This window comes from Komagataeibacter ossonobensis, from assembly GCF_057359305.1.
Genome location: NZ_JBXAYQ010000027.1, coordinates 22764 through 47797, shown reverse-complemented (window position 1 = coordinate 47797; position 25034 = coordinate 22764). Strand labels below are relative to the sequence as shown.

The 25034-nt window shown below is 60.4% G+C and carries 26 protein-coding genes and 2 pseudogenes; 11 read left to right on the top strand and 17 right to left on the bottom strand.

The features are described from left to right. Nucleotides 1-126 precede the first annotated feature (126 nt). The gene (locus tag AC1RQ9_RS13605) at nucleotides 127-1104 is read left to right on the top strand and encodes an AraC family transcriptional regulator (RefSeq protein ID WP_485987404.1); all 978 of its coding nucleotides are present in this window, start codon (nucleotides 127-129) and stop codon (nucleotides 1102-1104) included. Between the two features lie 95 nt (nucleotides 1105-1199). On the opposite strand, the gene AC1RQ9_RS13600 is transcribed toward AC1RQ9_RS13605, so the two are convergent. After that, nucleotides 1200-2105: a LysR family transcriptional regulator gene (locus AC1RQ9_RS13600; RefSeq protein WP_485987402.1), complete on the bottom strand. Its 906-nt coding sequence runs from the start codon at nucleotides 2103-2105 to the stop codon at nucleotides 1200-1202. A 162-nt stretch (nucleotides 2106-2267) separates the two neighbouring features. Between AC1RQ9_RS13600 and mgrA the strand changes: the two genes are divergently transcribed. Together mgrA and AC1RQ9_RS13590 are read left to right on the top strand one after the other, a co-directional pair. Beyond that, nucleotides 2268-3290 carry an L-glyceraldehyde 3-phosphate reductase gene (gene mgrA, locus AC1RQ9_RS13595; RefSeq protein ID WP_193733928.1) on the top strand — a complete coding sequence of 341 codons (1023 nt, stop codon included), beginning with the start codon at nucleotides 2268-2270 and terminating at the stop codon, nucleotides 3288-3290. A 481-nt stretch (nucleotides 3291-3771) separates the two neighbouring features. Next, the gene (locus AC1RQ9_RS13590) at nucleotides 3772-4821 is read left to right on the top strand and encodes a PQQ-dependent sugar dehydrogenase (protein WP_485987401.1); all 1050 of its coding nucleotides are present in this window, start codon (nucleotides 3772-3774) and stop codon (nucleotides 4819-4821) included. Nucleotides 4822-4948: 127 nt separating this feature from the next. On the opposite strand, the gene AC1RQ9_RS13585 is transcribed toward AC1RQ9_RS13590, so the two are convergent. The 8 genes from AC1RQ9_RS13585 to AC1RQ9_RS13550 form a co-directional block, all read right to left on the bottom strand. Then, nucleotides 4949-5452, bottom strand: coding sequence for a heme-degrading domain-containing protein (locus tag AC1RQ9_RS13585; protein ID WP_485987399.1), 504 nt, complete (start codon nucleotides 5450-5452; stop codon nucleotides 4949-4951). Then, nucleotides 5443-6513, bottom strand: coding sequence for an oxidoreductase (locus tag AC1RQ9_RS13580; RefSeq protein ID WP_485987398.1), 1071 nt, complete (start codon nucleotides 6511-6513; stop codon nucleotides 5443-5445). The genes AC1RQ9_RS13585 and AC1RQ9_RS13580 overlap by 10 nt, the downstream gene beginning before the upstream one ends. A 15-nt stretch (nucleotides 6514-6528) precedes the next feature. Continuing rightward, nucleotides 6529-7272: a DeoR/GlpR family DNA-binding transcription regulator gene (locus AC1RQ9_RS13575; RefSeq protein ID WP_485987397.1), complete on the bottom strand. Its 744-nt coding sequence runs from the start codon at nucleotides 7270-7272 to the stop codon at nucleotides 6529-6531. A 114-nt stretch (nucleotides 7273-7386) separates the two neighbouring features. Continuing rightward, nucleotides 7387-8352, bottom strand: a complete 966-nt coding sequence (locus AC1RQ9_RS13570) for a quinone oxidoreductase family protein (RefSeq protein ID WP_485987396.1) — start codon at nucleotides 8350-8352, stop codon at nucleotides 7387-7389. Between the two features lie 44 nt (nucleotides 8353-8396). Further along, complete coding sequence (locus tag AC1RQ9_RS13565) at nucleotides 8397-8798, bottom strand: nuclear transport factor 2 family protein (RefSeq protein WP_485987394.1); 402 nt, start codon at nucleotides 8796-8798, stop codon at nucleotides 8397-8399. Nucleotides 8799-8839: 41 nt separating this feature from the next. Beyond that, nucleotides 8840-9580: an SDR family NAD(P)-dependent oxidoreductase gene (locus AC1RQ9_RS13560; RefSeq protein ID WP_193733934.1), complete on the bottom strand. Its 741-nt coding sequence runs from the start codon at nucleotides 9578-9580 to the stop codon at nucleotides 8840-8842. A 91-nt stretch (nucleotides 9581-9671) separates the two neighbouring features. After that, complete coding sequence (locus AC1RQ9_RS13555) at nucleotides 9672-10244, bottom strand: TetR/AcrR family transcriptional regulator (protein WP_193733935.1); 573 nt, start codon at nucleotides 10242-10244, stop codon at nucleotides 9672-9674. A 53-nt stretch (nucleotides 10245-10297) separates the two neighbouring features. Then, complete coding sequence (locus tag AC1RQ9_RS13550; protein ID WP_485987392.1) at nucleotides 10298-10930, bottom strand: FMN-binding negative transcriptional regulator; 633 nt, start codon at nucleotides 10928-10930, stop codon at nucleotides 10298-10300. A gap of 71 nt (nucleotides 10931-11001) precedes the next feature. Here AC1RQ9_RS13550 and pdxR point away from each other — a divergent pair, with 71 nt between their 5' ends. Next, the gene (pdxR, locus tag AC1RQ9_RS13545) at nucleotides 11002-12492 is read left to right on the top strand and encodes a MocR-like pyridoxine biosynthesis transcription factor PdxR (RefSeq protein ID WP_485987391.1); all 1491 of its coding nucleotides are present in this window, start codon (nucleotides 11002-11004) and stop codon (nucleotides 12490-12492) included. 28 nt (nucleotides 12493-12520) lie between these two features. Here pdxR and AC1RQ9_RS13540 read toward each other — a convergent pair whose 3' ends face one another. Then, nucleotides 12521-13813 carry an MFS transporter gene (locus tag AC1RQ9_RS13540; protein ID WP_485987390.1) on the bottom strand — a complete coding sequence of 431 codons (1293 nt, stop codon included), beginning with the start codon at nucleotides 13811-13813 and terminating at the stop codon, nucleotides 12521-12523. A 77-nt stretch (nucleotides 13814-13890) separates the two neighbouring features. Here AC1RQ9_RS13540 and AC1RQ9_RS13535 point away from each other — a divergent pair, with 77 nt between their 5' ends. Then, a complete protein-coding gene (locus tag AC1RQ9_RS13535) occupies nucleotides 13891-14523 on the top strand; it encodes a TetR/AcrR family transcriptional regulator (RefSeq protein ID WP_485987389.1) in 633 nt (210 codons plus the stop codon). Nucleotides 14524-14582: 59 nt separating this feature from the next. Here the strand turns inward: AC1RQ9_RS13535 and AC1RQ9_RS13530 are convergent, their stop codons facing one another. After that, entirely contained in the window at nucleotides 14583-15800 is a 1218-nt protein-coding gene (locus AC1RQ9_RS13530; protein WP_485987388.1) for a Bcr/CflA family efflux MFS transporter, read from the bottom strand. A 156-nt stretch (nucleotides 15801-15956) separates the two neighbouring features. Here AC1RQ9_RS13530 and AC1RQ9_RS13525 point away from each other — a divergent pair, with 156 nt between their 5' ends. Beyond that, complete coding sequence (locus AC1RQ9_RS13525) at nucleotides 15957-16565, top strand: TetR/AcrR family transcriptional regulator (RefSeq protein ID WP_485987387.1); 609 nt, start codon at nucleotides 15957-15959, stop codon at nucleotides 16563-16565. Between the two features lie 130 nt (nucleotides 16566-16695). Continuing rightward, nucleotides 16696-17955, top strand: coding sequence for a beta-ketoacyl-ACP synthase II (fabF, locus tag AC1RQ9_RS13520; protein WP_193733942.1), 1260 nt, complete (start codon nucleotides 16696-16698; stop codon nucleotides 17953-17955). Nucleotides 17956-18020: 65 nt separating this feature from the next. Here fabF and AC1RQ9_RS13515 read toward each other — a convergent pair whose 3' ends face one another. Beyond that, nucleotides 18021-18656 (bottom strand): cysteine hydrolase family protein, encoded by a 636-nt coding sequence (locus AC1RQ9_RS13515; protein ID WP_485987385.1) that lies wholly within the window; start codon nucleotides 18654-18656, stop codon nucleotides 18021-18023. A 130-nt stretch (nucleotides 18657-18786) separates the two neighbouring features. Between AC1RQ9_RS13515 and AC1RQ9_RS13510 the strand changes: the two genes are divergently transcribed. Continuing rightward, complete coding sequence (locus AC1RQ9_RS13510; protein ID WP_485987383.1) at nucleotides 18787-19242, top strand: MaoC family dehydratase; 456 nt, start codon at nucleotides 18787-18789, stop codon at nucleotides 19240-19242. Between the two features lie 2 nt (nucleotides 19243-19244). Further along, complete coding sequence (locus AC1RQ9_RS13505; RefSeq protein WP_485987382.1) at nucleotides 19245-19820, top strand: TetR/AcrR family transcriptional regulator; 576 nt, start codon at nucleotides 19245-19247, stop codon at nucleotides 19818-19820. A 79-nt stretch (nucleotides 19821-19899) separates the two neighbouring features. Here the strand turns inward: AC1RQ9_RS13505 and AC1RQ9_RS13500 are convergent, their stop codons facing one another. The 3 genes and pseudogenes from AC1RQ9_RS13500 to AC1RQ9_RS13490 all read right to left on the bottom strand — a co-directional run. After that, on the bottom strand, nucleotides 19900-20205 hold the full coding sequence (locus tag AC1RQ9_RS13500) for a WGR domain-containing protein (protein WP_485987380.1): 306 nt from the start codon (nucleotides 20203-20205) through the stop codon (nucleotides 19900-19902). A gap of 99 nt (nucleotides 20206-20304) precedes the next feature. Continuing rightward, nucleotides 20305-20421, bottom strand: a pseudogene (locus AC1RQ9_RS13495) (IS5/IS1182 family transposase); the annotation flags it as partial. 55 nt (nucleotides 20422-20476) lie between these two features. Further along, nucleotides 20477-20737 (bottom strand): annotated as a pseudogene (locus AC1RQ9_RS13490) (2OG-Fe(II) oxygenase); the annotation flags it as partial. A 152-nt stretch (nucleotides 20738-20889) separates the two neighbouring features. On the opposite strand from AC1RQ9_RS13490, the gene AC1RQ9_RS13485 reads away from it, so the two are divergent. Then, nucleotides 20890-21357 carry a helix-turn-helix domain-containing protein gene (locus AC1RQ9_RS13485; RefSeq protein ID WP_485987379.1) on the top strand — a complete coding sequence of 156 codons (468 nt, stop codon included), beginning with the start codon at nucleotides 20890-20892 and terminating at the stop codon, nucleotides 21355-21357. Next, nucleotides 21354-21935: a PIN domain-containing protein gene (locus tag AC1RQ9_RS13480; RefSeq protein ID WP_485987377.1), complete on the top strand. Its 582-nt coding sequence runs from the start codon at nucleotides 21354-21356 to the stop codon at nucleotides 21933-21935. The genes AC1RQ9_RS13485 and AC1RQ9_RS13480 overlap by 4 nt, the downstream gene beginning before the upstream one ends. Nucleotides 21936-22438: 503 nt before the next feature. On the opposite strand, the gene AC1RQ9_RS13475 is transcribed toward AC1RQ9_RS13480, so the two are convergent. Both AC1RQ9_RS13475 and AC1RQ9_RS13470 read right to left on the bottom strand, forming a co-directional pair. Continuing rightward, entirely contained in the window at nucleotides 22439-23365 is a 927-nt protein-coding gene (locus AC1RQ9_RS13475) for a ketopantoate reductase family protein (RefSeq protein WP_485987376.1), read from the bottom strand. 85 nt (nucleotides 23366-23450) lie between these two features. Then, nucleotides 23451-24896: a tyrosine-type recombinase/integrase gene (locus AC1RQ9_RS13470; RefSeq protein ID WP_485987375.1), complete on the bottom strand. Its 1446-nt coding sequence runs from the start codon at nucleotides 24894-24896 to the stop codon at nucleotides 23451-23453. Nucleotides 24897-25034: the final 138 nt, after the last annotated feature.

Sequence of the window (25034 nt, the reverse complement as noted above, 5' to 3'; positions counted from 1 at the left end):
CCGGAATGGATCGGGGTCTGTGGCGTAGTCATAAACCTGTCTCCTGCTGACAGCCCTTGACTGTAGAGCGTCATTCCCGAACGCAGAATGCTTGATCGTGCATGATACATGCGTGATAGTTCAGTTATGTCACATGATCCTGTTTCTTCGATCCTTGCGCTTGCCGAAACACGCGCTTCAACAGCGGGCGGATTCGTCACAGGCGGAGTCTGGGCGCTCGAGTTCCCCCCGCCTTCGAAGATCAAGTTTTTTACGATTGTGAGAGGGAAAGCGTTCCTGCGCGTTGAAGGAAGTGAAAAGGTCGTTTCGCTTCAGGCCGGGGACGTTGTTCTCCTGTCAGCGCCGAAATCATTTGTGCTCGGTACAGACCTGACACGACAACCATTGGATGCGCTGGAAGTTTTCCCCATCGGTGCCCCGACCGTGGTTCAGATCGGAGAAGGCGACGACTTCTTTCTCATGGGGGGGCACGTCGATCTTGACGCCGTCAGTGGACGCATTCTTTTGGACAGTCTGCCTTCATTGATCCGTCTTCAGGCAGGCGGCCGGGAAGCAGAAAAACTGCAATGGCTGATCGGCCAGCTCGTAGAGGAATTCCGGGGTCATGAGGCCGGATCGGGCTTTGCGTGTTCTGGCCTTGCCCAACTTATGTTTTTACAGATCCTGCGTGGCTATCTTTCGCGGTCGGAAAACAGCGGTGCCGGATGGCTCCGTGCAATAAGCGATTTGCGTATCGCACGGGCGCTGGCACTTATTCATGACGATCCTGCCCGGGAATGGCATCTGCCGGATCTTGCGAAAGCGGCCGGAATGTCCCGCACGGCCTTTGCAACCCGATTTCGAGAAATAGCGGGGGTCACACCCCTGGCCTACGTGACACAGTGGCGTATGCACCTTGCGGAGCGTGCGCTCCGTGACGGAGAAAAGACGATTGCAATGATTGCACAATCGGTCGGCTACGCATCGGAGGCGGCCTTCAGCAACGCCTTCAAGCGGGTAATGGGTGCCTCTCCAACGCAATTTCGCACCCATCAGAGGCAAGAACTGACAGAGACCCGCAAGGGAGAGCCAGTCGGCAGGGACTACGTTCCCTTGCTGGCATAACGGTCGGAAACGGCAATCAGGTCGCCTCGCATCATGCCTGCTCCACCACACTGCCGTCCTCAGACGCTCAGTGAACCAGATGACGATTTTTTTCCTCAAAGTTTTTCGGCAATGCGAATTGTGTGCGTCAGTTCTCTCAGTCCAGATGGAGGATGTCGCCGATTTGAATAATAGATCGCGAATGGTGCGCCCATTGACGCCCAGTCAGGGAGGACAATTTCCAGTGTGCCTGCTGCGATCTCCGCTTCGATACGCCTCTCCAGGCAATAGACCAGCCCTAGCCCGCGTCGGGCAGCTTCCAAAGCCATCTGTGTATCGTTGAGACGTAACGGACCAGGGCCCTCGATCCGGATCATCTCGTCACCGTTACCGAATTCCCAAGGGTAGGTGGAATTATCGCCAATCCGCATCTGAATACACCGATGCTGATATATATCCGAGGGTTTCAGAGGGCGTCCGTGACGGTTCAGATACTCGGGAGCGCCAGCGACGACCCAGCGCAGCGGTTTGGTGAGAGGTATGGCGATCATATCCTGCGGCACACGGTCCAGGAATCTGATGCCGGCGTCATATCCGCTTTCCACGATATCAGTGAGACGATCATCGACCGTGATGTCGAGATGGATGAGCGGGAAACGAGCAAAAAAATCCTCCCACACAGATGCTAGCAGTAACTGCCCCGCATCTTTCGAAACATTAAGACGAAGGCGCCCTGTTGGCTCTGTACGTTGTCCTTCGAGCGCTGATAATCCGCTGGCGATGGCCTCGAACCCAATGTGCAAGGCTTTCGACAGATCATCACCTGCTGCCGTCAGCGCCACCGAGCGACTGGTCCGATGCAGGAGCCTCACACCAAGCCGGCTCTCCAGGCGACGCATCGCATGGCTTACCGCGGAAGTCGTCAGGTTCAGGTCAACGGCAGCCAGGCGGAAACTGCCGCAACGCGCAATAGCCAGAAATACATTCAGGTCAGCGAGGTCGGAGCGATCGACGTGACGCAAAAGATGATCCTGTTTCAATGTTACGTTGAATTGAGATCATCGTAAGGCCCTTTCGACTAGCAGGGAAAGTACCTAACTTTTGTGTGCACCAGTCGGGTGTTGGCGAACGGCTGTGTAGATAGCTGACAATAATCGACTGTAAGACAGAAGGAATTTTCAATCATGACATGGACACCGTCATCGCAGCGTTATGAACAGGCAACCTTCCGGCGGTGTGGTCGCTCAGGCTTGGATCTGCCACCGATTTCGCTCGGGCTGTGGCACAATTTCGGGGGGGAGGATGTCTTCGAGACTGGTCGGGCGACGATCAGGCGGGCATTTGATCGTGGTGTGACCCATTTTGATCTGGCTAACAATTACGGCCCCCCTCCTGGTTCTGCTGAGGAAAATTTTGGTCGCATCGTGGAACTGGATTTTCAGAGTCACCGTGACGAAATGATCATCTCATCGAAGGCCGGGTGGGATATGTGGCCGGGACCATACGGCAATGGCGGATCACGCAAATATCTTCTGGCCTCACTGGACCAGAGCCTCATGCGTATGAAGCTGGATTACGTTGATATCTTCTATTCACATCGCCCTACTCCGGATGTGCCACTGGAAGAGACGATGGGCGCTTTGATTCACATGCACCGTCAGGGCAAGGCATTATATATCGGTATCTCGTCTTATGGACCGAAAAGAACCCGCGAAGCTGCCCGGATACTTCAGGAGGCCGGTGTCCCTTTGCTGATCCATCAGCCATCCTATTCAATGCTGAACCGGTGGATCGAAACGGAGCTTCTGGATACGCTGGATGAACTGGGCACGGGTTGCATCGCTTTTTCACCGTTGGCGCAAGGGTTGTTGACCGGAAAATACCTCAACGGTGTTCCGGAAGCGTCCCGTGCGGCGGCGGGTGGCTCGTTTAGCCGCGATATGCTGAGCGAAGAAAACCTCAACCATATCCGTGCCCTCAACGATATTGCCCGGAGCCGTGGCCAGTCATTGGCGCAGATGGCGATTGCATGGGTCCTACGCGATGCCCGCGTTACGTCCGCGCTGGTCGGCGCGCGAAATACCAAACAGCTTGATGACTCACTTGATGCACTGAAGAATCTTACCTTTGATGCGGAAGAGCTGCACACGATTGATCGTTATGCTCGTGAGGGAAACATTGATCTTTGGCGTGGTCTGTCTGACTGATGTCTTTATAGGCTCTCGCTGCGGATCGCACGATTTGTGATGCTTGGCCCGATAGGAAAGACAACAGGGGGAATAGGCTAAGCGGCGGCACAGGCGCAAAAGTGACCTTCTCGAAGTCCGGGTTACTGTTCGTCTGCTCCGCGTGGGCAAAGCTGCAGCCGGTCGATCAGCTAGCGGCTACCCGAACCGGCGGTTCAGTTGTTAGATAAACTACTGCTACGTGCTATCTGCGCGCCTGTGAGCGATCCCGTCGACGTGGAGTTCGACCAGCCGACCGCTTTCGATATCGGCCCCCATAGCGTGGAATGGCATCTAAGACGGTGATGATGCCCGCATGGTGTAGAGAGCATTGCCTGGCTGCCCCGATCAGTGCCGACTGATGGTTTGCATGAATGTCCGGTATTTCAAATTGCGATCCGCTACTGGACATTCCGCTCTTCCCCATAGCTACCTGTCTGAGATGCGAGGACCTTCCTTTGTAATGGTAAAGCCGAAAATTGGGTACCAGTGCGGCGTCAATCGGCAATCAATTAACGCCGCTCGTCACACGCGGGGTTCCATAGCTCGGATCTCGTTAGGGCCGCGTCCGAGCCGTGTCATCCTGCTGCGTGACACCACGGGAAAAGGGTCAGCGGATACCCGCACGGTTTTTCTCGACCATCTTTATTCACCCTTCGCCATGGCGCTGGTGGGTCATGACCTGTATGTCGCCAATGCCAACGAAATCCTTCGTTTTCCCTATCATGACGGCGACACGCGGATTGATGCGCCGGGAACCAGGGTTGTGGATCTGCCAACAGGCTACAACCATCACTGGACAAAAAACCTGCTCGCCAGCCCGGACGGGCGTTTCCTGTATGTGACCGTCGGGTCCAACAGCAATGTCGCCGATAACGGAATGGAAGTTGAGGAAGGTCGAGCGCGGATCGACAGGCTTGATCTGAACACGGGAAAGCTGGCGCCCTATGCAACCGGGCTGCGCAACCCGAATGGCCTGGCCTTTGAGCCGGAGAGCGGTGCCCTGTGGGTGGTAGTCAACGAGCGTGATGAAATCGGCAGCGACCTCGTTCCCGACTACATCACGTCGGTCAAGGAAGGCGCATTCTATGGCTGGCCTTACAGCTATTATGGCCAGCACGTTGACACACGGGTCTCGCCGCAGCGACCAGACCTCGTCGCGCAGGCGATTGCGCCAGATTACGCGCTTGGCCCGCATGCGGCTTCCCTCGGCATGGTCTTCTCCCGCGATGCCACCCAGCTTCCGGACGCCTGGCGCCACGGGATGTTCGTGGCACAGCATGGATCGTGGAACCGGCGGCCCAAGAGTGGCTACAAGGTCATCTATGTGCCGTTCGCCGATGGAAAGCCGTCCGGCACACCGGTTGATGTGCTAACGGGTTTCCTGACACCGGACAAAGCACATGTGCATGGTCGACCGGTGGGGCTCACGATTGATAATTCGGGGGCGTTACTGGTCGCAGACGATGTGGGCGGTGTTGTATGGCGTGTTTCCGGTAACGCCGCCGAATGAATGGGGTGCAGACTGGCCGCACCCGGCTCATTTTTGGATCCATTCAGAACTGACACCATCAGGAGAAAGGTTACCTGAAAAAGAGGAACCAGCGTCATGTAGGTCCGTATCTGGAGTGATCAGTATCTCAGGTCATGGCTGCTTCGAGGCTGTATTTCCTCGCGTCCAACCCAAGAACCGAGCAGAGCGCCGTGACAACCAGCATATGGTCCTCGCGCTGATCCAGTCCCGAGACGGTTACGGAGCCAATCACGCCGGTTTTGTCCAGCACGATCGGGCAGGCGCCGCCGTATGGGGCATAATCAAGGAGCGGCAGACCATAGCGTTCCTCAAGCGTCGCGCCCTTCGCCTTCATTTCAAGCCCGATTGCGTAACTGCTCCGCCGATACCGATCGACCACGTTGGATTTGCGGCGGATCCAGTCGGTATTGTCCGGCGTCGATCCGGGTAGGGCGGCAAAGAACAGGGGACGGTTGAAGGTCCGGACATCTATGGCGATCGGCGCCCGGTTCGTCTGTCCCCATTCCCGCAGGAACTGGCCCAGTTGCCATGCATCGGCCTCGTCGAATTTTGCAAAGGCAAGTTCGCGCTCCTGCTGCGCGATCATGCGCAGGTCATCTGCTATGGCCATGCGGCGATTTCCTCATTGGTGAGATCCAGCCCTACAGATGCTTTCTCGCGGGCGGACCGGTTTGCAGCTTCGATCACGGCCATCACGGCCGGTGCCTGAATCGGCGGGACAGGGTTCGGACCAATACCTGTCAGTGCGTCCACGATGCCGGCGTAGTAACGTCGCTGATCGCCCATGAGTGCCGGAATCTCTTGCTCCAATCCATTTCCGTCATAGGCAAGAAGCGGGTCGGGATCATGCCCCCAGCCAGCATCGCCAGGGGTCATGCCTGCAAGAAGCTGGGCTTCCTGACCGTCCGGCCTGCGTTTGAGGATGCTGCCTTTCTCGCCGTGCATGATGAAACGCGGTACCCCGCCTGCCACCAGCATGCTGCCGTGCAAAATCACGCGATGCCGGTCATATTCCAGCACGACATGCGCCCAGTCGTCCGACAGGGCGCCTTCACGCTGCATCATCAGGTCGCCATGCACGGCGCGGGGCAGGCCAAACAGGCACAGCGCCTGATCGACCAGATGCGGGCCAAGGTCGAACCACAGGCCGGCCCCCGGCTCGTTGCCTTCGCGCCAGCGTTTGCGAACCACGGGTCGGAAGCGGTCGAAATGGGATTCAAAATGCGTCACCCGGCCGATCAGTCCGCCTGCAATCGCATTCTTTACGCTCAAAAAGTCACTGTCCCAGCGCCGGTTATGGAAGACGGACAGCAATTGGTCCTGCCGGGCCGCCAGCACCACCAGTTCGCGCGCCTGCGCCAGGGTTAGCGTGAAGGGTTTGTCCACGACGACGTTCCTGCCAGCAAGCAGCGCCTGCCGTGCCAGCGGGGCATGGTATTCGTTCGGCGTGGCGATGACGACAAGATCGACGTCCTCACTTGCTATGAGGGTTGCAGGATCTGCGTCCACCGCAACGTCAGGCAGATCGGCATGCACTTTCTCGCTGTTGCTGGATGCGACACGGGTAATCCGCATGCGCGGTTCGGCCATCAGCAGGGGCTTGTGGAATGTCTTTCCCGCAAATCCATAGCCAATCAGGCCGACGCGGATAATGGGAGGAAACTGGCTCATGATCCGATGCCCCCTTCAGGATGCGATAATGAATTCCGGCCCCGCCTGTTCCATGTTGGCGCTAACCAGAGAGCGGTCCGAATAGACACGGCAGAATTGCGCAAGGTCTGCGACGTGATGCGGTTCGACACGGCCAAATTTGAGATGATCGGCGAGCAGCCAGGCTTCGCTGGCAGCATCGATCATGCTCCGTTTCATGTCGGCGTCGCGTTCTTCGCCTGCTGTCACCGCTCCGCGGGCGCTGACCGCGCAGGCCCCAAGGACGGCAATATCGGCGCGATACAGACCCAGAACGGACTGGGCCGCTGCACCAGAGAATAGCCGCTGCCGGGAATCCCATTCCCCACCCGCCAGGATCAGCCGGAGTGCTGGCCGTCCCTCTATCCGGCTGGCGATATCGAGCGAATTGGTGATGACCGTTGCCGGTACTGCCAGCGCTTCGGCCATCGCAAGCGTTGTGCTGCCAGCATCAAGGAACAGCGTGGCCCCGGCCGGAACGGTCGCCGCCGCTGCTTCGCCAATCCGTTTTTTCTGCATGGGCAGCAGGTTGGAGCGTGTTGTGCGCGGCATGCCGCCAAGATCAATCGACACGGCCCCACCGTGTGTCTTGTGAAGGCAGCCCTGCTTTTCCAACGCGCACAGGTCGCGCCGGATGGTGTCATCCGACACGCCCAGAGCCGCCGCCGCCTCAGACACGAGCAGTTCGCCCGTGTCGGTCAGCATCGCGAGCAGGCGATGTTGGCGTGAAAGTTTGCTCATATGCGGTCTCTAACAAATACCGCATAGACACGCAAGATAATGCATAAAACCGCAAATGTTGGTTATGGGCTGTATGGCTGCGTGCCCCGGATAATCCCGGATTCCCGGCTTTTTTCAGGGAATCAGCAGGAGCTTGCCGGTCGTCCTGCGGCTTTCCATGTCGGCATGGGCACGGGCGGCGTCGGCCAGCGGGTAGGTGCCCCCGATGTGGACCTTCAGCCTGCCTTCGATGATCCATTTGAAAAGCTGCGCCGAATGGGCGCGCAGCAGGTCCGGCGTATGAACGTGGTCCATGAAGACCGCGTATCCGATCTTGATGCTCTTCGGGATGCTGGTGATCTCAACCGGGCCGGGGCCGCCCAGTACCGGGCCGAACCAGCACAGCGTGCCGCAACGACGCAGCGCATCGAGCGATGCCTTCCACGACACGGGACCCGTGCCATCATAGGCGACATGCACGCCTTCGCCGTCAGCCAGGCGCACGACTTCTTCGGCAAAATTGCTGCCAGCATCTACGATGACATGATCGGCACCGGCCTGACGCGCGATCTCGACCTTCTCTTGCGAGGACACCCGGCCGATGACCTTGCCGCCCCGGATCTTGATGATCTGCGTCAGCAGCAGGCCAAGTCCGCCAGCCGCCGCGTGGACGAGGGCAAACTCGCCCGGCTGGACGGGGTAGAAATCCGTCGCGAAATGGCTGGCCGTCAGGCCCTGCATCATGACGGACGCGGCTGTCCGGTCGTCAATCGCATCAGGAACGGGCACGAGTGCCGCCGCCGGAATGACGGCGCGACTAGCATAGCTGCCGGGGGCGTAAACCCAGGCCACGCGCTCGCCCGGCTGGAAGTACTGGACATCTTCGCCGACGGACAGGACGCGGCCCGCGCCTTCGACACCGAGGATCTTCGGATCGACTTCCGTCCAGAACATCCCGCGCCGGACGCCGGTATCCATGAAGTTGACGCCGGCTGCGGCCACATCGACCAGAACCTCGCCGGGACCCGGCACCGGGTCGGGCCTTTCGACCAGTTCAAGAACCTCGGGACCACCGGGCTTGCGCATTACGATAGCGTGCATGTCAGTCTTCCTTGGAATGGTTGGTCAAAGAGGTATGCGTCAGGTCACGACTGCGGAGCCGCAAGCGGCTTCGTGGCGTTCAGGGCCTCGCGGGCGGACTGGCCGTCGCTGTAATCGTGCCAGAGCACGATCCGGCCATTGCGAACCTCATAGGTCGCCATGTTCGGGATGGCGGCGGCTTCACGACCGGGCAGGGCCAGGTGATGGATCTGTTCGGCCAGCACGATCGCGCCGTTGACGGCCTGATGGATCGTCTCGAAGCGGACCTGCGCGAACGTCGTGAAGACCCGCTTCCAGACCTTCACGACGTTTTCTTTCCCGCGCACTTCGGGATCGCCGTGGTTGGAAAATACAATGGCGTCGTCAAGGAACGTCCCGAGCAGGTCCGCATCCCTCTTTTCGAAGGATGCGACGAACTGCCGGACTGTTTCTCCTGCATCTGACATCTGGACTGTCCTTTGCTGGGGATGGTGCCGGTCGGCCGGGATCAGGCGGAGTAACCGCCGTCGATCGTCAGCAGGGAGCCCGTGATGAAGCTGGATTCAGGGCTGGCGAGGTAGGCCACGAAGCTCGCGACTTCCGTATCCGACCCCAGGCGACCGAGCGCCATGCGGGGCCGCAGCATGTCGCGCATCGCGTCATTCCTGATGTTGTCGGTTTCGGTCGGGCCGGGCTCGATCGCGTTGATGGTAATTCCGCGCGGGCCGAGATCGCGGGCAATGGCGCGTGTCATGGAACTGACGGCCCCCTTGGTCATCGCATAGGCGAAGGAGCCGGGGAACGCGGTGTAATGCGCGACCACGCTGCTGTTGTTGATGATCCGGCCGCCTTCCTTCATGTGCGGGACGGCGGCCTGGATCGCGACAAACGTGCCGCGCACATTGACGGCGAACATCTTGTCGAAGGTGTCGAGTGCGAATTCGTCCACCGGGCCGCCGAGCACGATGCCGGCGTTGTTCACCAGAATATCGAGGCCGCCCAGTTCCGCGACCGTGCGGGAGACGGCAGCCTTGATTTCGTCGGCATTGGTGTTGTCCGCCTTGATGGCGAGGGCCTTGCCCCCGCTTGCTACAACTTCGGATGCAACCTTGTCGGCTTCGTCAGCCGAGGCAGCATAGGTGAAGGCCACCGCCGCGCCGTCTGCCGCGAGGCGACGGACAATGGCGGCGCCGATGCCGCGCGATCCGCCAGTTACGAAGGCAACTTTTCCGGTCAGTGAAAGGCTCATTGTTGGACACTCCTGGTCGATCTGCTGGCCGTCCGCCCTAATTTTCTGGAACGAACAGTCAAATTAAGGGCAAAAAAAAGCGGGGTTTCCCCTAGCTCAGACAGCGCAGGGCCATCTGTGCCGTTGCACGCAGTTCGTCGCGTGTCGCTCCCCCGCGTGCCATGACTTTCAGCCCGATGAACGTCGCGTTGATGAACCGTGCGGCGTCCTTCGGGTCGATCTCCGGCGGAATTTCGCCGAGATCCTTGCCGCGCTGGATCGTCGCGGCAAAAATGTTCTGTAAACTGGCGGCAGATGATTTGCCGATTGCGGCCACTTCCCGGTCGCGTCGGCCAAATTCACATATTGATCCCACGCCAAGACACATGCTGTCGTCCTGAATGCGGGCGGCGAACCCCAGCAAGGCGGCTTCGAGTGCGGCCACAGGTGAGCTTGCGCCCTGAAGTGTGGCAGCGATCTGCCCCACACTCTCGAAGCAGTAATGTTGCAGTGCTTCGACATACAGAGCGTGCTTGTCCCCGAAGGTGTCGTACATGCTCTGACGGCCGATCCCCATGCTTTTGACGAGGAATTCGGTCGAAGTCCCTTCGAACCCATAGGTCGCGAAGGTCTTCGTTGCTGCGGCCAGGGCCGCGTCCCGGTCAAATGCCTTGGGTCTTGCCATGCCCTGACATATCTTCGTTATGGAACGATATGTCAAGAACAGGGCAGATAATCTTATTTGTCATCCAGCGGGATCATGTCCGCGACCACGCGATCCAGCGGGTCGCTGCTTTCCGCCAGCCCACGGGCGACGCCGGCGCGGTCCTCGGCCGAGCGGTTCTGACTCATCTTGCGCTTGCCTACCAGACGGGTGATCGGCAGGCGCAGTCCGACGATACCCTTGAGCTGCCCCTGAATGAAGGAGTCCGGCGCATCCGTCACATGCCACGGCGTCTTCTGGTGCGCTTCGTGCCGGTCGGTCAGGCGTGTGATGACATCGAGCAGGCGGCTCGCGTCACTGAAGAACTCCGCCGGCCCGAATGCCTGAACGGCTTCATAATCCCAGGTCGGGACGACCTTGTGGTTCACCTGTTTTGACGGATACCAGCCGGCGCTGACATAGGCGTCAGCACCCATGAAGATCGCCAGTGCTTCGCCCAGCACGGGCTCCTGCCATTGCGGGTTGGGCTTGGCGAGATGTCCGTAAAGCACCCCGAAGGCCCCTTCGTCCGGGTCCAGAAACATCGGTAGCGGCGTCGCGATCGGACCATTGGCTGTTGCAGTGACGAACTGCGCCAGGCGGGCGTTGCGGATGATCGCGCGCAGCGTATCAGGATCGTCTTCTCGAAATGCTGAAGGAACGTGCATGGAATACCTCTTGGCTTTTCCAGAGAGTAGCGCGATACTGGACCATTATTAACGTCCAGTTCCGATAAATAATGACAGTCCAGTATGACGATGCCGACCCGAAGCCATCTCGCACGAGGCGGCTGGGCGGGCGGCGGATCTACGCGGCGCTGAAGGCGCAGATCAGCGAGGGGCTGTATCCGCCCGGTGCGGCCATGCCCTCCACCCGCGCGCTTGCGTCCGAGCTGGGGGTGGCGCGTACGACCGTGACATCGGCCTATGAGCAGCTTCTGGCCGAGGGCTTTCTTGAGAGCCGTCAGGGTGCCCCCACGCGCGTTGCACCGCTTCTGCCGGTTCCGGCCGAAGACGCGGGAATGGTACGTCCCCGGTCCCGGCACCGGCTGTCCGCCTACGGCGAGCGGATGAAAACGCTGGCGGACAGGGCGGCTCCCGTGCCTGTCGCCCGGGAGCCCGTCATCGACTTCCGGTATGGCGACCTCTCTACCGCAGACTTTCCGACCCTGTTGTGGAAACGCGCACTCTCGGCCGCCGCGTCACGTCGGCCCGACCGGCTGACTTATGGCCGCCCGGAAGGCTCCCTGCGCCTGCGCACGGCGCTGCAAGCCTACCTGTGGCGCGCGCGCGGCATCCGCTGCGATGCGGACCAGATCATCATCGTCAGCGGCTCTCAACAGGGCCTCGACCTGTGCGCGCGCATCCTGCTTGATCCTGCGGACAGGTTTGTCGTGGAAAATCCCTGCTACCAGATGGCGCGGCAGGTGTTCGCGGCAACCGGGGCGGTGCCGGTTTCCGTTTCCGCGCGCGAGGACGGCCTTGATACGGCTCGACTGGCCCGGACGAACGCCCGTCTCGCCTATGTGACGCCTTCACACCAATTTCCCCTTGGCGGCGTGATGCCGATCGCCCGACGCCAGCAGTTGCTCGCCTGGGCCAGCGCGACCGGGGCCTACGTGGTGGAGGATGATTATGACGGCGAGTATCGCTACGACATCAAGCCCGTGCCGCCCCTGTATGGGCTGAGGGGAGAAACGAGCCGGGTCATCTATGTCGGGACGGTTTCGAAGATCCTCTCGCCATGCCTGCGCATCGGCTACCTGATCGTGCCGGAAGGGCTGAAGGCGGTTTTTACCACGGCCAAGCAGCTCGCGGACCGGCACACGCCGACCGTTGAACAGGAAGCCCTCGCCTCGCTTCTGGAAGGCGGGCTGTATGAACGGCATATCCGGCGCGTTCGCCGGCGCAACGGCGAGCGTCGCCGCTCCCTGCTCGATGCTCTGGATCAGGCTTTTGGCGCACGGATCGCGATCGAGGGCGCGGATGCCGGGCTGCATGTCGTGGTCTGGCTGTGCGACCTGCCCGCGACAGCAGAAGCCGGACTGGTGGCACGTGCCCGCCAGAGAGGAATCGGCCTCTATCCGGTATCGCCGCTCTATGATCCCGGCCATCCGGAAGAGGCCCCGACCTGCGCGGGGCTAGTCATGGGATACGCGGCGCTGGATGCCCGCCAGATCAGGCAGGGCGTCGAGATGCTGGCCGAGATCGTCCGGGACATGACGGCGTAGAGCCGTCAGCAATCTGCACTCAGCAGGCTTACCGAATATCGGAAACCGGGGTCAGCTTTCTGAGCCTGGTCCTGCCGACATTGAGGGCCATGACACCGGCAACGAGTCCTGCGCTCCCTGCCAGGACAAGCATGTCCTGATAGCTTCCCTGTACCTGCCGCAGCACGCCCGCGATGGAAGCCGCGCTGGCTGCGCCAATCTGATGACCGAATACAATCCAGCCAAAGACGATCGGAGCATTCTGTTCTCCAAAAGCCGTATTGGCGAGACGCAGCGTGGGGGGCACCGTTGCGATCCAGTCGAGGCCGTAGAAAACGCCGAAGATCATCAGGCTCTCGGGAGAGAAGTCGATAAACGGCAGTGCGATCAGGGACAGGCCGCGCAGCCCGTAATAGGAAAAGAGCAGCCAGCGCGAGTCCAGCCGGTCGGTCAGCCATCCTGAAAGTGTCGTGCCTACGAGATCGAACAGGCCCATGACGGCAAGATAGCCCGCTGCCGGCACTTCACCGATGCCATGATCGGCACAGATGGCGATGAAATGGGTGCCGATCAGTCCGTTCGTTGTGAAGCCGCAGACGAAGAAGGTCAGGAACAGAATCCAGAAATCCCGTTTCCGTGTCGCATTTACAAGGGCCATGATCGCCGTATGCAGCGGGTTCCGACCCGAATGCCGGGGCGGTTCGTAATCCTCGCCCGCGCCATGCGGCACCAGTCCCAGATCCGAAGGATGCTCGGGGAAAAAGAATATCACGAGCGGCAGAAGAGCCAGACCGAGAGTGGCAACGGCGATGACAGGCGCGCGCCATCCGAAATGGTGCGCAAGAGACGCAAGAGCGGGCAGGAAAAGCAGCGAACCGGTTGCCGTACTGGCCGCCAGAAGACCGATGATCGTGCCGCGTCGGGCCACGAACCAGCGATTTACGACAGTGGCCCCCAGGACCATAGCGACAGAGCCCGTGCTGACACCCGTCAGAAGTCCCCATGTCAGAAAGAATTGCCAGGGTCGGGTCATGCCGAGCGATAGCAGGGCCGAGAAACTGGTTATCAGCATGGCCCCTATCAGTATGCGTCGCACGCCAAATCTCTGCATCAGCGCGGCGGAAAAAGGTCCCATCAGGCCATACAGGAAGATCCCGACGGCTGCGGAGAAGGAGATGCTGGTGCGGGTCCAGCCAAGCTCATGCTGCAATGGCATCATCAGCACGCCCGGAGTGGCCCTGACACCGGCCGAGACGAGCAGCGAGAGGAATGTAAGCGCCACGACCAGCACGAAGACATGCGGACGCTGTGTTCTCTTGTCTGGAAGCGGGGGCGTCTTCATATTACTGACCGGTAAGTTACAGTTCTTTCGAGCTTAGGTACCGATCAGTAACATCGTCAAGGCGCGAGTCCTGCAATATGACCTCTTACAAGCCCGTTTCCCGTCCCTGTGCAGGCGACAAGGTTCGCGAATCAGCGCGCGAGCTGTTTTACAATGAGGGCATTCGCGCGGTCGGGATTGAGGAAATTGTCGAGCGGGCCGGTGTGACCAAACCATCGCTCTATCGGGCTTTCGGATCAAAGGACGGACTCACGACCGCTTACCTGTGCGACTTCCATCAGAGCTTCCAGCAGAAGCTCGACAATATCTGTCATCAGTATCCGGGAGATCCCCGCGCACAGCTTCAGGCTTATTTCGATGACCTGTCCCGGCGCGCTTCCCAGCCGGGTTTCCGGGGCTGCGGCATCACCAATGCGGCTATCGAGTTTCCGGACGCGGATCATCCCGTCCGGCGGGAGGCACAGCGCCTGAAGGAAGAGACGCGAACATGGCTGCGGGAGAAAGTCGCGGGTCTGAATGCGGCGGACCCCGCGTTTCTGACTGACTCCCTGATAGTGCTGATGGAAGGCGCGTACGTGTGCGGTCAGGCTTTCAAATCGCCCGGTCCAGCGGCGCAGGTCGGGAGACTGGCTCACCACCTGCTTGAGACATGCTGCGTAAAAAGCTGTCCAGAAGCCGGCACGTCGGTCCCGTCCGCCCATCCGGTTTGAAGGAACAGCGTGGGCGCGGGATGCTGGCCGATGTGGTCATGCCCCCGCGCCGTTCGCCGTCAGGCGCGCCGATGCAGCGCGACCGGCAGGAAGACAATCAGACCGAAAGCAATGGCCGCTGAAAGCACGAGGCCGAGCGATGTCGTGCTGGTATAGGGCAGCGCGCTTGTCGCGGCCGTCCCGACCGCCGCGAGCGCCATCTGAAGGAAGCCCAGCAGGGCGGACGCCAGCCCCGCGCGGGCGCTGAAGGGATGAAGGGTGACGGCTGTCGCCACCGGGTTCGCAACGCCCAGCCCCAGCAGGAACGTCAGCCATGATACCGTGATGACCGGCAGCGGGCTGGCATAGGGAGCCACGAACAGGATCAGGCTGCCGAGCAGCGCCACCGCAAAACCCAGCAACACCGTCGTCGTCTGACCGCATCGCTGCGCCAGCCGTGGCGCAAGGAAGCCGGCTGCGAATACCATGAAGACCGTTGCCGCGAAGAAGATGCCAAGCTGGAAGGCATCTAGGCCCGCGCCCCGCATGAGGATCGCCGGAGCCGCCGCGAAGTAGGTGTAGAGACTGCCGATCAGCAGGCTGACCGGCAGGCCCGGCAGGACAAATTGCCGATCGGATGCGAGTTGCATGTAGCCCGACGCGACCTGGCCGAGCGTGTGGGCGCTGCGCCGGTCGGCCGGATGGGTTTCGCCCTGGTTCAGACTAAAGAAGGCGGCGAGAAACAGGCCGCACAGGCCGACGAGGACGAACGTCCAGCGCCATCCCGCGATGCTGTTGAGCAGGCCGCCAAGCAGGGGCGAGAAGCCGGGAGCCGCCGCCATTGCGATCATGGTCATGGCGAGGGCTTTGGCGAGGGCGGGACCATCAAACAGGTCGCGGGCAATCGCGCGGGACAGCACCGATGTTGCGCACGCGCCCAGTGCCTGCACGGTTCGGCCGAGCACGAGGACATGCAGCGAGGGCGCGGCCGCGCACACCAGACTGCCCGCGCAGAACAGGACCAGACCACCGACGACCAGCCAGTGCCGGCCTATCCGGTCCGAAAGCGGGCCGACGACGAGCTGGCCGATCGCAAAGGCGATGAAGAAGGCGCTGAGGGTGGCGCTGAGACTCTGTGCCGAAGTTCCGAACGATGCGCTGATGGCAGGAAACGCCGGGAGAATGATATTCGTGGACAGCGTGCCGAGGGCCGCAAGGCCCGCGAGAAGGAACAGGGTTGTTCCTGTCAGTTGTCTGTCCTGCGCGGCAGGAGGCGAACCGGATGATATGGCTGTCATGAGAGATTCCGCCGAGCGGTAGGAGGGAGAGAAAAGCCGGGCAGCACCCTGTCAGCCTGCCTGCTTCTTGTGAACGATAACGATACTGGTCACTCGTTGTCAATTTGCCGTCGATGCCCTAACTAAAGGGAAGGACGCACTAACCGAGGACACAGGATGCTCACGCCCCAAAGCGGACAACGCGGGCCGGTCGATCATGAACGCCGGGACCAGATCATCGCGGCGGCGAACGAGCACTTTCGCCATTATGGCTACAAGAAAACCACAATGGCCGATCTGGCGGACGCCATCGGGCTGTCGAAAGCCTACATCTACAAGTTCTTTGCCTCGAAACAGGCGATTGGCGAGGCGATCTGCTCCCTTCAGCATGAGCGGATGCGTGTCGATCTTCAGGCGATCATGGATGACGGAAAATCCGCGTCCGAGCGGATGCGACGGATCTTCGTCACCCTTGCGCGTGACGTGGCCTCCCTCTTCTTCGAGGACCGGAAACTGCACGACATCGTTTATTCAGCCGTTCAGGAGCAATGGACGTCCGCCGAGGCGTTCCGCCTGGCGCTGCATGGGATGGTCGAACGGCTGATTCATGAAGGCCGGGAAAGCGGCGAGTTCGAGCGCAAGACGCCTGTGGACGAAACCTGTCATGCCATCATGCTTGTCCTTCAGACGATCAATCATCCCCTTTTGCTTGAAACGCATCTGGAAACGCTTGATTCGGATGCCGCGACCCTGGCTAATCTCGTGCTGAGAAGTCTTGCCCCCTGAATTCTACGCGCCCGCCATGTGTGACTAATTGACAAATTAGTCATCAGTTCACACGTTAGGTTGATAGCGTGCATCATGGCCGCCCTGCTGTACCGAGGCGGGGCCGGACTTCATCCAGAGAAAAAATCACATGCGAATTGTTATAACCGGAATGGGCATCGTCTCTCCCCTCGGCTGTGGCGTCGATGCCGTCTGGCAGCGTCTGCTGGGGCGGCAGTCCGGCATCCGCCATATCCCCGAAGGCTTCGCGCCTGACGTGCCCTGTCAGATCGCGGGTTTTGTGCCCGAGGCCCCTGAAGAGGCGGGATTCGATCTCGAAGCGGTCGTGGCGGTCAAGGAACGCAAGAAGATGGACCGCTTCATCCAGTTCGCGCTCGGCGCTGCTGCCGAAGCGGTCGGGCAAGCCGGATGGAATCCGCAGACCGAGAACGAGCAAAGCCGCACTGCCACGGTCATCGCATCCGGCATCGGCGGTTTCGGCGCTATCGCCAATGCGGTTCGCACCGTCGAAACCCGTGGGGCCGGGCGTCTCTCGCCCTTCACGGTGCCGTCCTTCCTCGTGAATCTGGCGGCTGGCTGGGTTTCGATCCAGCACGGTTTCAAGGGGCCGATCGGCGCACCGGCAACTGCCTGCGCCGCCGGCGTTCAGGCACTTGGTGATGCCGCGCGCCTCATTCGTGCGGGCGAGGCGGATATTGCCATTGCGGGCGGCACCGAAGCCGCGATTGATAAGGTCAGTCTCGGCAGCTTTGCTGCTGCCCGCGCGCTTTCCACGGGCTACAACGACACGCCCGAGCGGGCATCGCGTCCCTTCGATCAGGGCCGGGATGGCTTTGTCATGGGAGAAGGGGCGGGCATCCTCGTGGTCGAAAGCCTCGATCATGCCCTTGCTCGTGGTGCCGTCCCGATTGCCGAGCTGGTCGGCTACGGCACCAGTGCGGATGCCTACCACCTGACCGCAGGTCCGGAAGACGGATCGGGCGCGGCGCGCGCCATGCGCGCGGCGTTGCATCAGGCGGGCATCGCGCCAGAGGCGGTCGGCCATGTCAACGCGCACGCTACATCAACGCCGGTTGGCGATCGTGGCGAACTGGCGGCCATCCGTTCCGTGTTCGGGGAGCATAATGGCCCGATCATCAGTGCCACCAAATCCGCGACAGGCCATCTCCTGGGGGCTGCGGGCGGGATCGAGGCGATCTTTACCGCGCTCGCGCTGCGCGACCAGATCGCGCCGCCGACCCTGAACCTGCATGATCCGGACCCACTCTCGGCCGGGCTGAACCTGGTTGGCCCCGAGGCCCGGCCAGCGAGCTTCGACTACGCCATCTCGAACGGGTTCGGCTTTGGCGGCGTCAACGCATCCGTCATTCTGCGGCGCTGGCATCCCTGAGCAGCCTTCGCCGGCGCGCTTGCGTTCCGCAGGCCCGCCGGCTTCAGGTCTGCCGTTCAGGCCGTTCAGGCCGTTGCGGCCGATGCCTTGATGGCTTCCACCAGCTCGGCCGTTGTCAGGATCTCGTGGGCGTATGTCGGGCCGTCGATATTGAGGGCCGCGTTATAGGCTTCGGACGTCCGCGCCGCTGTGGCGTCTCGGACCAGTGTGACATGGAAGCCGAGTTCCATTCCGATCCGGGCCGTGGCCTCAAGACAGGTGTTTGCCAGCAGGCCCACGCAGATGATCTTCTCCTTTCCGTACCGCTTGAGCTGATGTTCCAGATCGGTGTTCGGGAAGCCGCTCGATGCCCAATGTTCGGTTGCAACGACATCGCCGGGTTGCACCTGAAAATCATCATGGAAGGTGCCGCCCCATGTACCCTTGGCGAACGCCTGGCGCTTGCCGGCGCCGAGCTGGTAGGGCGAAGGATACTTCCAGTTTTCGTAATCGCCCGGTTCCCATCGGTGATGGGGAACATGGTACACCTTGATGCCCGCCTCGCGGGCCGTGGCGACGATCGTGCGCAGGTTGTCGAGCAGGTTCAGCTCCTGCGCCATGTCCTTGACCCACGGCCAGAGTTTTCCTCCTTCGCTCAGGAAGTCGTTGTAGAAGTCGATGCACAGCAGCGCCGTGATCCGGGGATGGTAGTTTGGTGCCATAACTTCCGTCCTTTTTTGTCAGGGGACTCATCTCGCGGGCGCCCTTGTCATAATAGATAATAGGCATAATCTATTTTGGCGAGCTTTCTCCGCCGTGGCGGTCAGGGCACGCAGAACAGTGGAGATCGCAATGACTGAAACAGGGACGAAGCTCTACCTCGAAGATCTGACTGTGGGTATGGAGTTCCGCAGTTCGGAATACGCACTCGACCGGGAAAAGATCGTGGCGTTCGCGTCGGAATTTGATCCCCAGCCTTTCCATCTGGACGATGCGGCAGCGGAAAACAGCCCGTTCAACGGACTGGCCGCCAGCGGATGGCACACAATGAGCGTGACCATGCGGTTGCTGGTCGAAAGCGTGCCATTCGGTAGCGGGCTGATCGGGGCCGGCGCGGAGCTGTCCTGGCCCGCCCCGACACGGCCGGATGATGTCCTGCACGTCTGGACGGAAATCATCGACATCCGGCCATCCCGCACGAAGCCGGATCGGGGCATTGTGGTCATTCGTTCCCGCACGCTCAATCAGCACAACGAATTGCGGCAGGACGTCACGGCAAAGATACTGGTTTTCAGCAGAGAGAGTTAGAAATGGGGCGTTCCTCGCAGGAACAGGCTATTCAGAACCGGGCGAAAATAGTCGAGGCGGCCAGCCGCCTCTTTCGCCAGCACGGCGTCGATCATGTGTCGGTCGCCGACATCATGGGCTCGCTCGGCATGACGACGGGCGGCTTTTACAAGCACTTCACGTCCAAGGATGCCCTGGTCGCCGAGGCATTCGCACTGGCCTTCAGGCAGTCGGCCGCTTCATGGCGGAAAGTCTCGCAGCAGAATGGTGCCGGAGCGATCGTGCATCATTATTTCCGCAAAAGACCAGTCGAGCAGAACTGTCCCATTCTGGCGTTCGCCCCGCATGTCGAGACAGAGAATGCAGCCGGGCAATGCGTGCAAGCCTACACCAGAGGCGCGGAAACGCTGTTCGCGCAGTTTCTCGATCATATGAAGCCGGCTGCGGACGGCACGACTGATCCGCAAGCCGGTCAGGATGCCGAGATCCTGTTTGCGGCAATGATCGGCGCGAGGCTCCTGGCCGACGCCACGGGTGATTCAGAATGGGCAAAATCAGTCGAAGGGGCCGTGCAGGGGGCTGTCAGCCGCCTTCGTTAATCCCACACACCCGCGGCGAGCGCCAAGCCGCGTATGAGAGCAAGGAAACCGGGCGCGCGATCAAGGCCCGAAGTCGGCGCTAGTTTCGCTCGGCGGTAAGCGTGTAACCGCGTTTCTGCCGATAACGGACCATTTTCGACAGCGCATTGATGGCCGTGCCTTCGTCCGGATAGAGATCGAGGCACTGCGATCCCGTCGTGCCGATCCGGCCCCACTGCCGTACGAGCGCCGCGCTGCCGAACAGGTCGGGTTGAACGGACATCGCGTAAAAGCGCCATTCATTCAGCTCCGGTCGAATGCGCCGAAGACGTGCCGTAAGCGGGAATAACGCGAGCTGGGCCGCCTTATGCAAGGCGGCGGATTTTTTCGACTGTCTGGAGTTCATGATGGTCCTGCCCATAAGCAGATTCTAGCACCGGACCAGCCGCGAGTACAGAAGAATGGGAGGGTCTAGGTCCAGATCTCAAGCCTGTCCCACGGCGCGGTAAACGATTCCGCTCAGAACCCGCCGGTCATCCACGCGCGGCACGCCGTGAGCCAGAGGAAAATACGGTGTAATCCTCTCCATCTGGCTTTCAGACAGCAAAAACATGTCACTCACAGGCTCATCCTCCACGATGATCTGTGAAGCATGGAACATCGCTCAATTCAATAAATTAATAGGTCCTGAGCCTACCCATTTTCTCCAAGAGTCGACATTCCACATTTCCCCTAATCCGCCTGCCTGCTCGAGGGAACCAGAGCAGACAGGCCGTAGTCGCCTTCATTGCAGACGTGAAACTGGAGTATGTCATTATCCGGAAGCAGACATGCCTGAGACCCAGCATATCATTCCAGCGGTTTGCGATCGTTGTCAGATGCGGATACAGCGCTGATCGGAGGGCCTGAACCGGCGATAGCAAGGGATAGGAAAAATATCGATATTCTCCACGACCAAACGCGTAGCGTTTGCACCAGGGTCAGCGAAATTTGGCTGGGTTAATTCACATTTCGTTTATTTCGTTTATTTCGTTGATTTCACCGGAGAGTCGCGCTATATGGAGGATTAGTATATGACAGGAGAGGAAACATGAACGCCGCACGTAAGGAGGGATTTGTGGACCGTCTGCCTGACAAGGTGGAGATCCAGAACGCTGAGCAGTTGATACAGCTCATCTCGTCGCAGCGCCAAGAGGATGGTGGTGTGCAATTTGAACTTGCAGATCCGGCAGGTAAGACCCGGCCGATCATCTTAACGCCTACGATCTCTGATTCACTGCTGGACGTGCTGCGGCTCGTTGCTAGCGGCCGTAGCTTCACGTTGCTGCCGGTCAAAGCTGAGCTCACCACAACGCAAGCAGCTGACTACCTGAACGTTTCCCGCCCCTATCTCGTGAAACTCTTGGAGGACGGAAGTATTCCTTTTCACATGACTGGACGGCATCGTCGCGTACTTGCAGAGGATCTCTTTTCATATCGAGACAAACGGAACAGCGAGCGCAGTAACGCACTGAAAGAACTGGCTGATTTGGATAGAGAGGCAGGACTCTTTCAATGAATCACGGAAATCGTTTCACCGCGCTTATTGACGCTAGCACCTTAGCGGGAGCTTTGCGTCGAAACCTCATACTCAGTCTGGCTGAGGCGGAGCTTTTTAGAGTGCGGTGGAGCGACAAGATCATGGAAGAGACTGTAGGTGCCATCGCAAAGATTACAGGTGGTAAAGCGGACACAGAGAAGCAACGAGCGGCGATGAATCGTGCTTTTCCTGAGGCCACTGTTTTGTTTGCCGCTGATGTAGAAAATTACCTCAACATCGATGGGCTCCCAGATCCGAATGATCTGCATGTAATCGCAGCTGCAGTGAGCGCTCGAGCGGATGTCATTGTGACTGAGAATTTGAAGCATTTCCCTGAAGAGGTTCTACAGAAATTCAACATCCAGGTCCTTTCGACAGATGTCTTCATTGTGGACACTTTGGACTTAGCGTCTGGGAGAAGCCTGAAGGCCGTCAAAAACATGCGCGAACGTATGAACCATCCTGCATATACCGCAGAAGGCTTGCTTGAGAAGATGGAGGGCCAAGGTATGATACAGTCGGCCCAGTTTCTGAGGGATTACATCGCGAACATCTAGGCGCGCAGCCGCACTTGGCAAAATACCTTGAGGCAGACACATCCCTTCAGACAATTTTTCTTGCAACCGGTTATTATTATACTACCAGTTTGACGTCGTTGTTGCTGGCCATTGGATCCGGAATTAAATCTGAATCCAATTGGCATCGGTGCATCATGATACGCCTCATCGGGCGTTCATCCAGTCAGAGTCGAATTGACCCCCCTGAGATTGACGGAGGTGTCCGCCGTCACGCTATGACGTTCAGGAGCAGACGGACCGATCCTGGCCGCCCGGGTCGTGGAACTGAATGTCCTATTAGGCGCACATAGTTTCTGTCACACGTCGTCGAATGAACGGCTGGAAACACCTCCTGAGCGCTCCAAAGCGGACGGACCGTTCCCCCCCAAAAGTCAGACGTTTCATTCCAGCTGTTCATGCAGGGAGAATTATCGTCGAACAAGGCGGGCATGATCCACGAAGCAGATATGTCTTTCGGCGCCTCGTGCCTGCCCCGTGCGTCTTCACGCGTGCCTTTGCTGTTCATACACGCGCAGATTCAGATCTGTGAGATCCAGGAGAGGCGTAGGGACCTGTTGGACGCGTGCCCGCCTGACCAGGTCACCAATAATCTGCTGCGCCTCCACAGGAGCGCCCTGCAGCAGATCCCGGAACATGGAGGACGTCAGGGTGGAGTCCGTTTTCGTCAGGAGACTGATAGTGCTCTTCAGGGTGGCATCCCGCAGGGGATAACCGGCAGCGGCGGCCGTTGACGCACATTCATGGATCACCGCCTGTGCAAAATCCTGACCTGCTGGCTGGCTGGCGACATCCCCCACGGTTCCGCGCATCAGGCAGCAGATGCTGCCCAGGGCGGCGAGCAGAACCCATTTGTCCCACATGTCCTGCAGGATGTGGGTGGAACACACGGTTTCAAATCCGGGCCCCGACAGGGTTTCCGCAATACTGCACGTCGCTGGCGTCTCACGACCGTCCCGCTCCCCCACGGAAAGCCGGGGGAGAGAACCCGCCTGGACAATGCGCCCCTGCGCATCAAGCTTGCTGACGATAAAGCACGTCCCCCCCATGACCGCGGCAGGGCCAAAGCGGTCTGCCAGACTATCAAGATGCTGCATGCCGTTGAGAAGCGGGACAATCCATGTCTGCGGTCCCACCGCAGGCGCAAAATCGTTCATTGCCGCCATCAGGGAATAGGCTTTTACGCTGAGCAGGATGATGTCGTAGGGACCCTCAATCCCACCGGCCATCACCATCCGGGGGGCGATGGTGACGTTGCCAACAGAACTGATCAGGCACAGGCCCTCGGCACGGAGCTGCTGCAGGCGCCTTTCGCGCACCAGAAAGGTCACGTCATGCCCGGCGCCGGCCATGCGCGCGCCAAAATATCCACCCACGGCACCCGCGCCGACAACAAGAATTCTCGAGCCCATGACGCTGTTTCCTCTCTTTGGTCCGCCTGACGTGTTGCGGTTGAAGGCGAGTTGAAGCGCTCTGGAGGCAGGGGTCAAGACAGGTTCAGAATCTCGATCTTCCGGGGTGCCGGGCCTTGATGCAGGCCGCGTCGATATAGGTCTCGACGACCTGGAGACTTTTGTGCCGCGAGAAGCGCTTCAGCTCCAGGAGATCATACCCGTCTTTTGCCCCCGTGGTGATGGCGCCGCGGCGCAGGCTGTGTCCGCCAAAATCCCCTTCGAGGTGGGTGTCGCCGCATCGCCTGCGGATGATGTCCGTGACCGCCCGGTCCGACAGGGCGTGCGGCCCGATCCTGGGCGGGGCTCCGACGGGAGTGGCGCCCGCCCTGCGGTCCCGCGCGGACCAGATGCGCCGGAAGACCGGACCTTCCGTGATCCCGGCCTGCCGGAGCCAGGTCTCGTATGCCAGAACCGGGCAGTTCCGGGTCAGGCCCCGCGGGATGCCGATCAGAGTACCCTTGCGCTGGGGATCCCCCTTGGACCGGCCCAGCCGGATCTGCATGCCATCCTCGTCCACCGTGATGTCGTCCACCTTCAGTGCGGCAAGCTCGGAGCGCCGGAACGCACCGGCAAAACCGAGCAAAAGAATGGCCCGGTCCCGCGCACCGACCAGATCATGGGAACTGATGGCTTCGACGACCCGGACCAGCCTGTCCCAGGTGAGCGCAGTTTTCTGGCGGGGCAGGGTTTCTTTTGCTTCCCGACGGATGCCAGCAAGGGTTGCGGTCACCATCGGGTGGGCGGTGGGTACGGCAATCTGCGCCAGATGGTGCAGGTAGCGCAGGGCGGCACGATGCAGGTCGATGGTGCTGGTCCTGCGGCCCTGCAGCGCCATGTCGGCCAGATAGGCGGCAACATCCTCGCTGCGGGCCGGCAGGGCGGGCAGGGCATGACCGGCAGTCCAGCGACACCAGGACCGCACGGCAGCGCGATAGGTGCGCAGCGTGTTCTCGGCCTTGCTGCGGTGCATATAGGCATCGGCCGCCTGACGGGCCGTGGCCAGGCGGCCGTCATGTTCGGGTACGGGCTGTGCCGAGACGACGGAAAACCATTGCGCGACGGCAGCAGCCGGTTGCCCGACGGGCGCAGGCGGCGCCGCGTCTGCCGTCCCGGGACAGGTTCCTACGGACTGGAGCGGCCGGAACCAGGCCAGGAAGCTGGGCACGCCATCATCGATTTCCAGACCGACGGCCAGTTCAAACCCTGATGGGATATCGGCGACATGGTCCTGAGCCATCTGTTGGGCGGCCGACGCATACGGCACGCCTTGGGCGAGGGGGGTATCCGGGGAATAGCTACCGTCCGGCAATTCGATGCCCGCCAGAAGCAGGGGCAGGGGCGGTGTGAAACAGGCGGTCGAGAGGATTTCGCGCCAGCGCGCCGGATCCTGTGTCTCGGCCAGACGCTGCCGCGTCAGAGGGTCAACACGGGCGTGCAGCGCGGCCTGCGCGCGCCTGCTGGCGCCGAGGATCCGGACGTCGCTCAGCATGGCAGGCTTGCCCGCGCGTAGGATCCCTGGCCATCACCTGGACAGAGGGGAAGGGGCACACGGACAGGCTTGGCGAAAAGGCTCGGAAACAGGCGCATTTCGGGATTTTAGCAGGCATTTTGGAAATTTTCATCTACT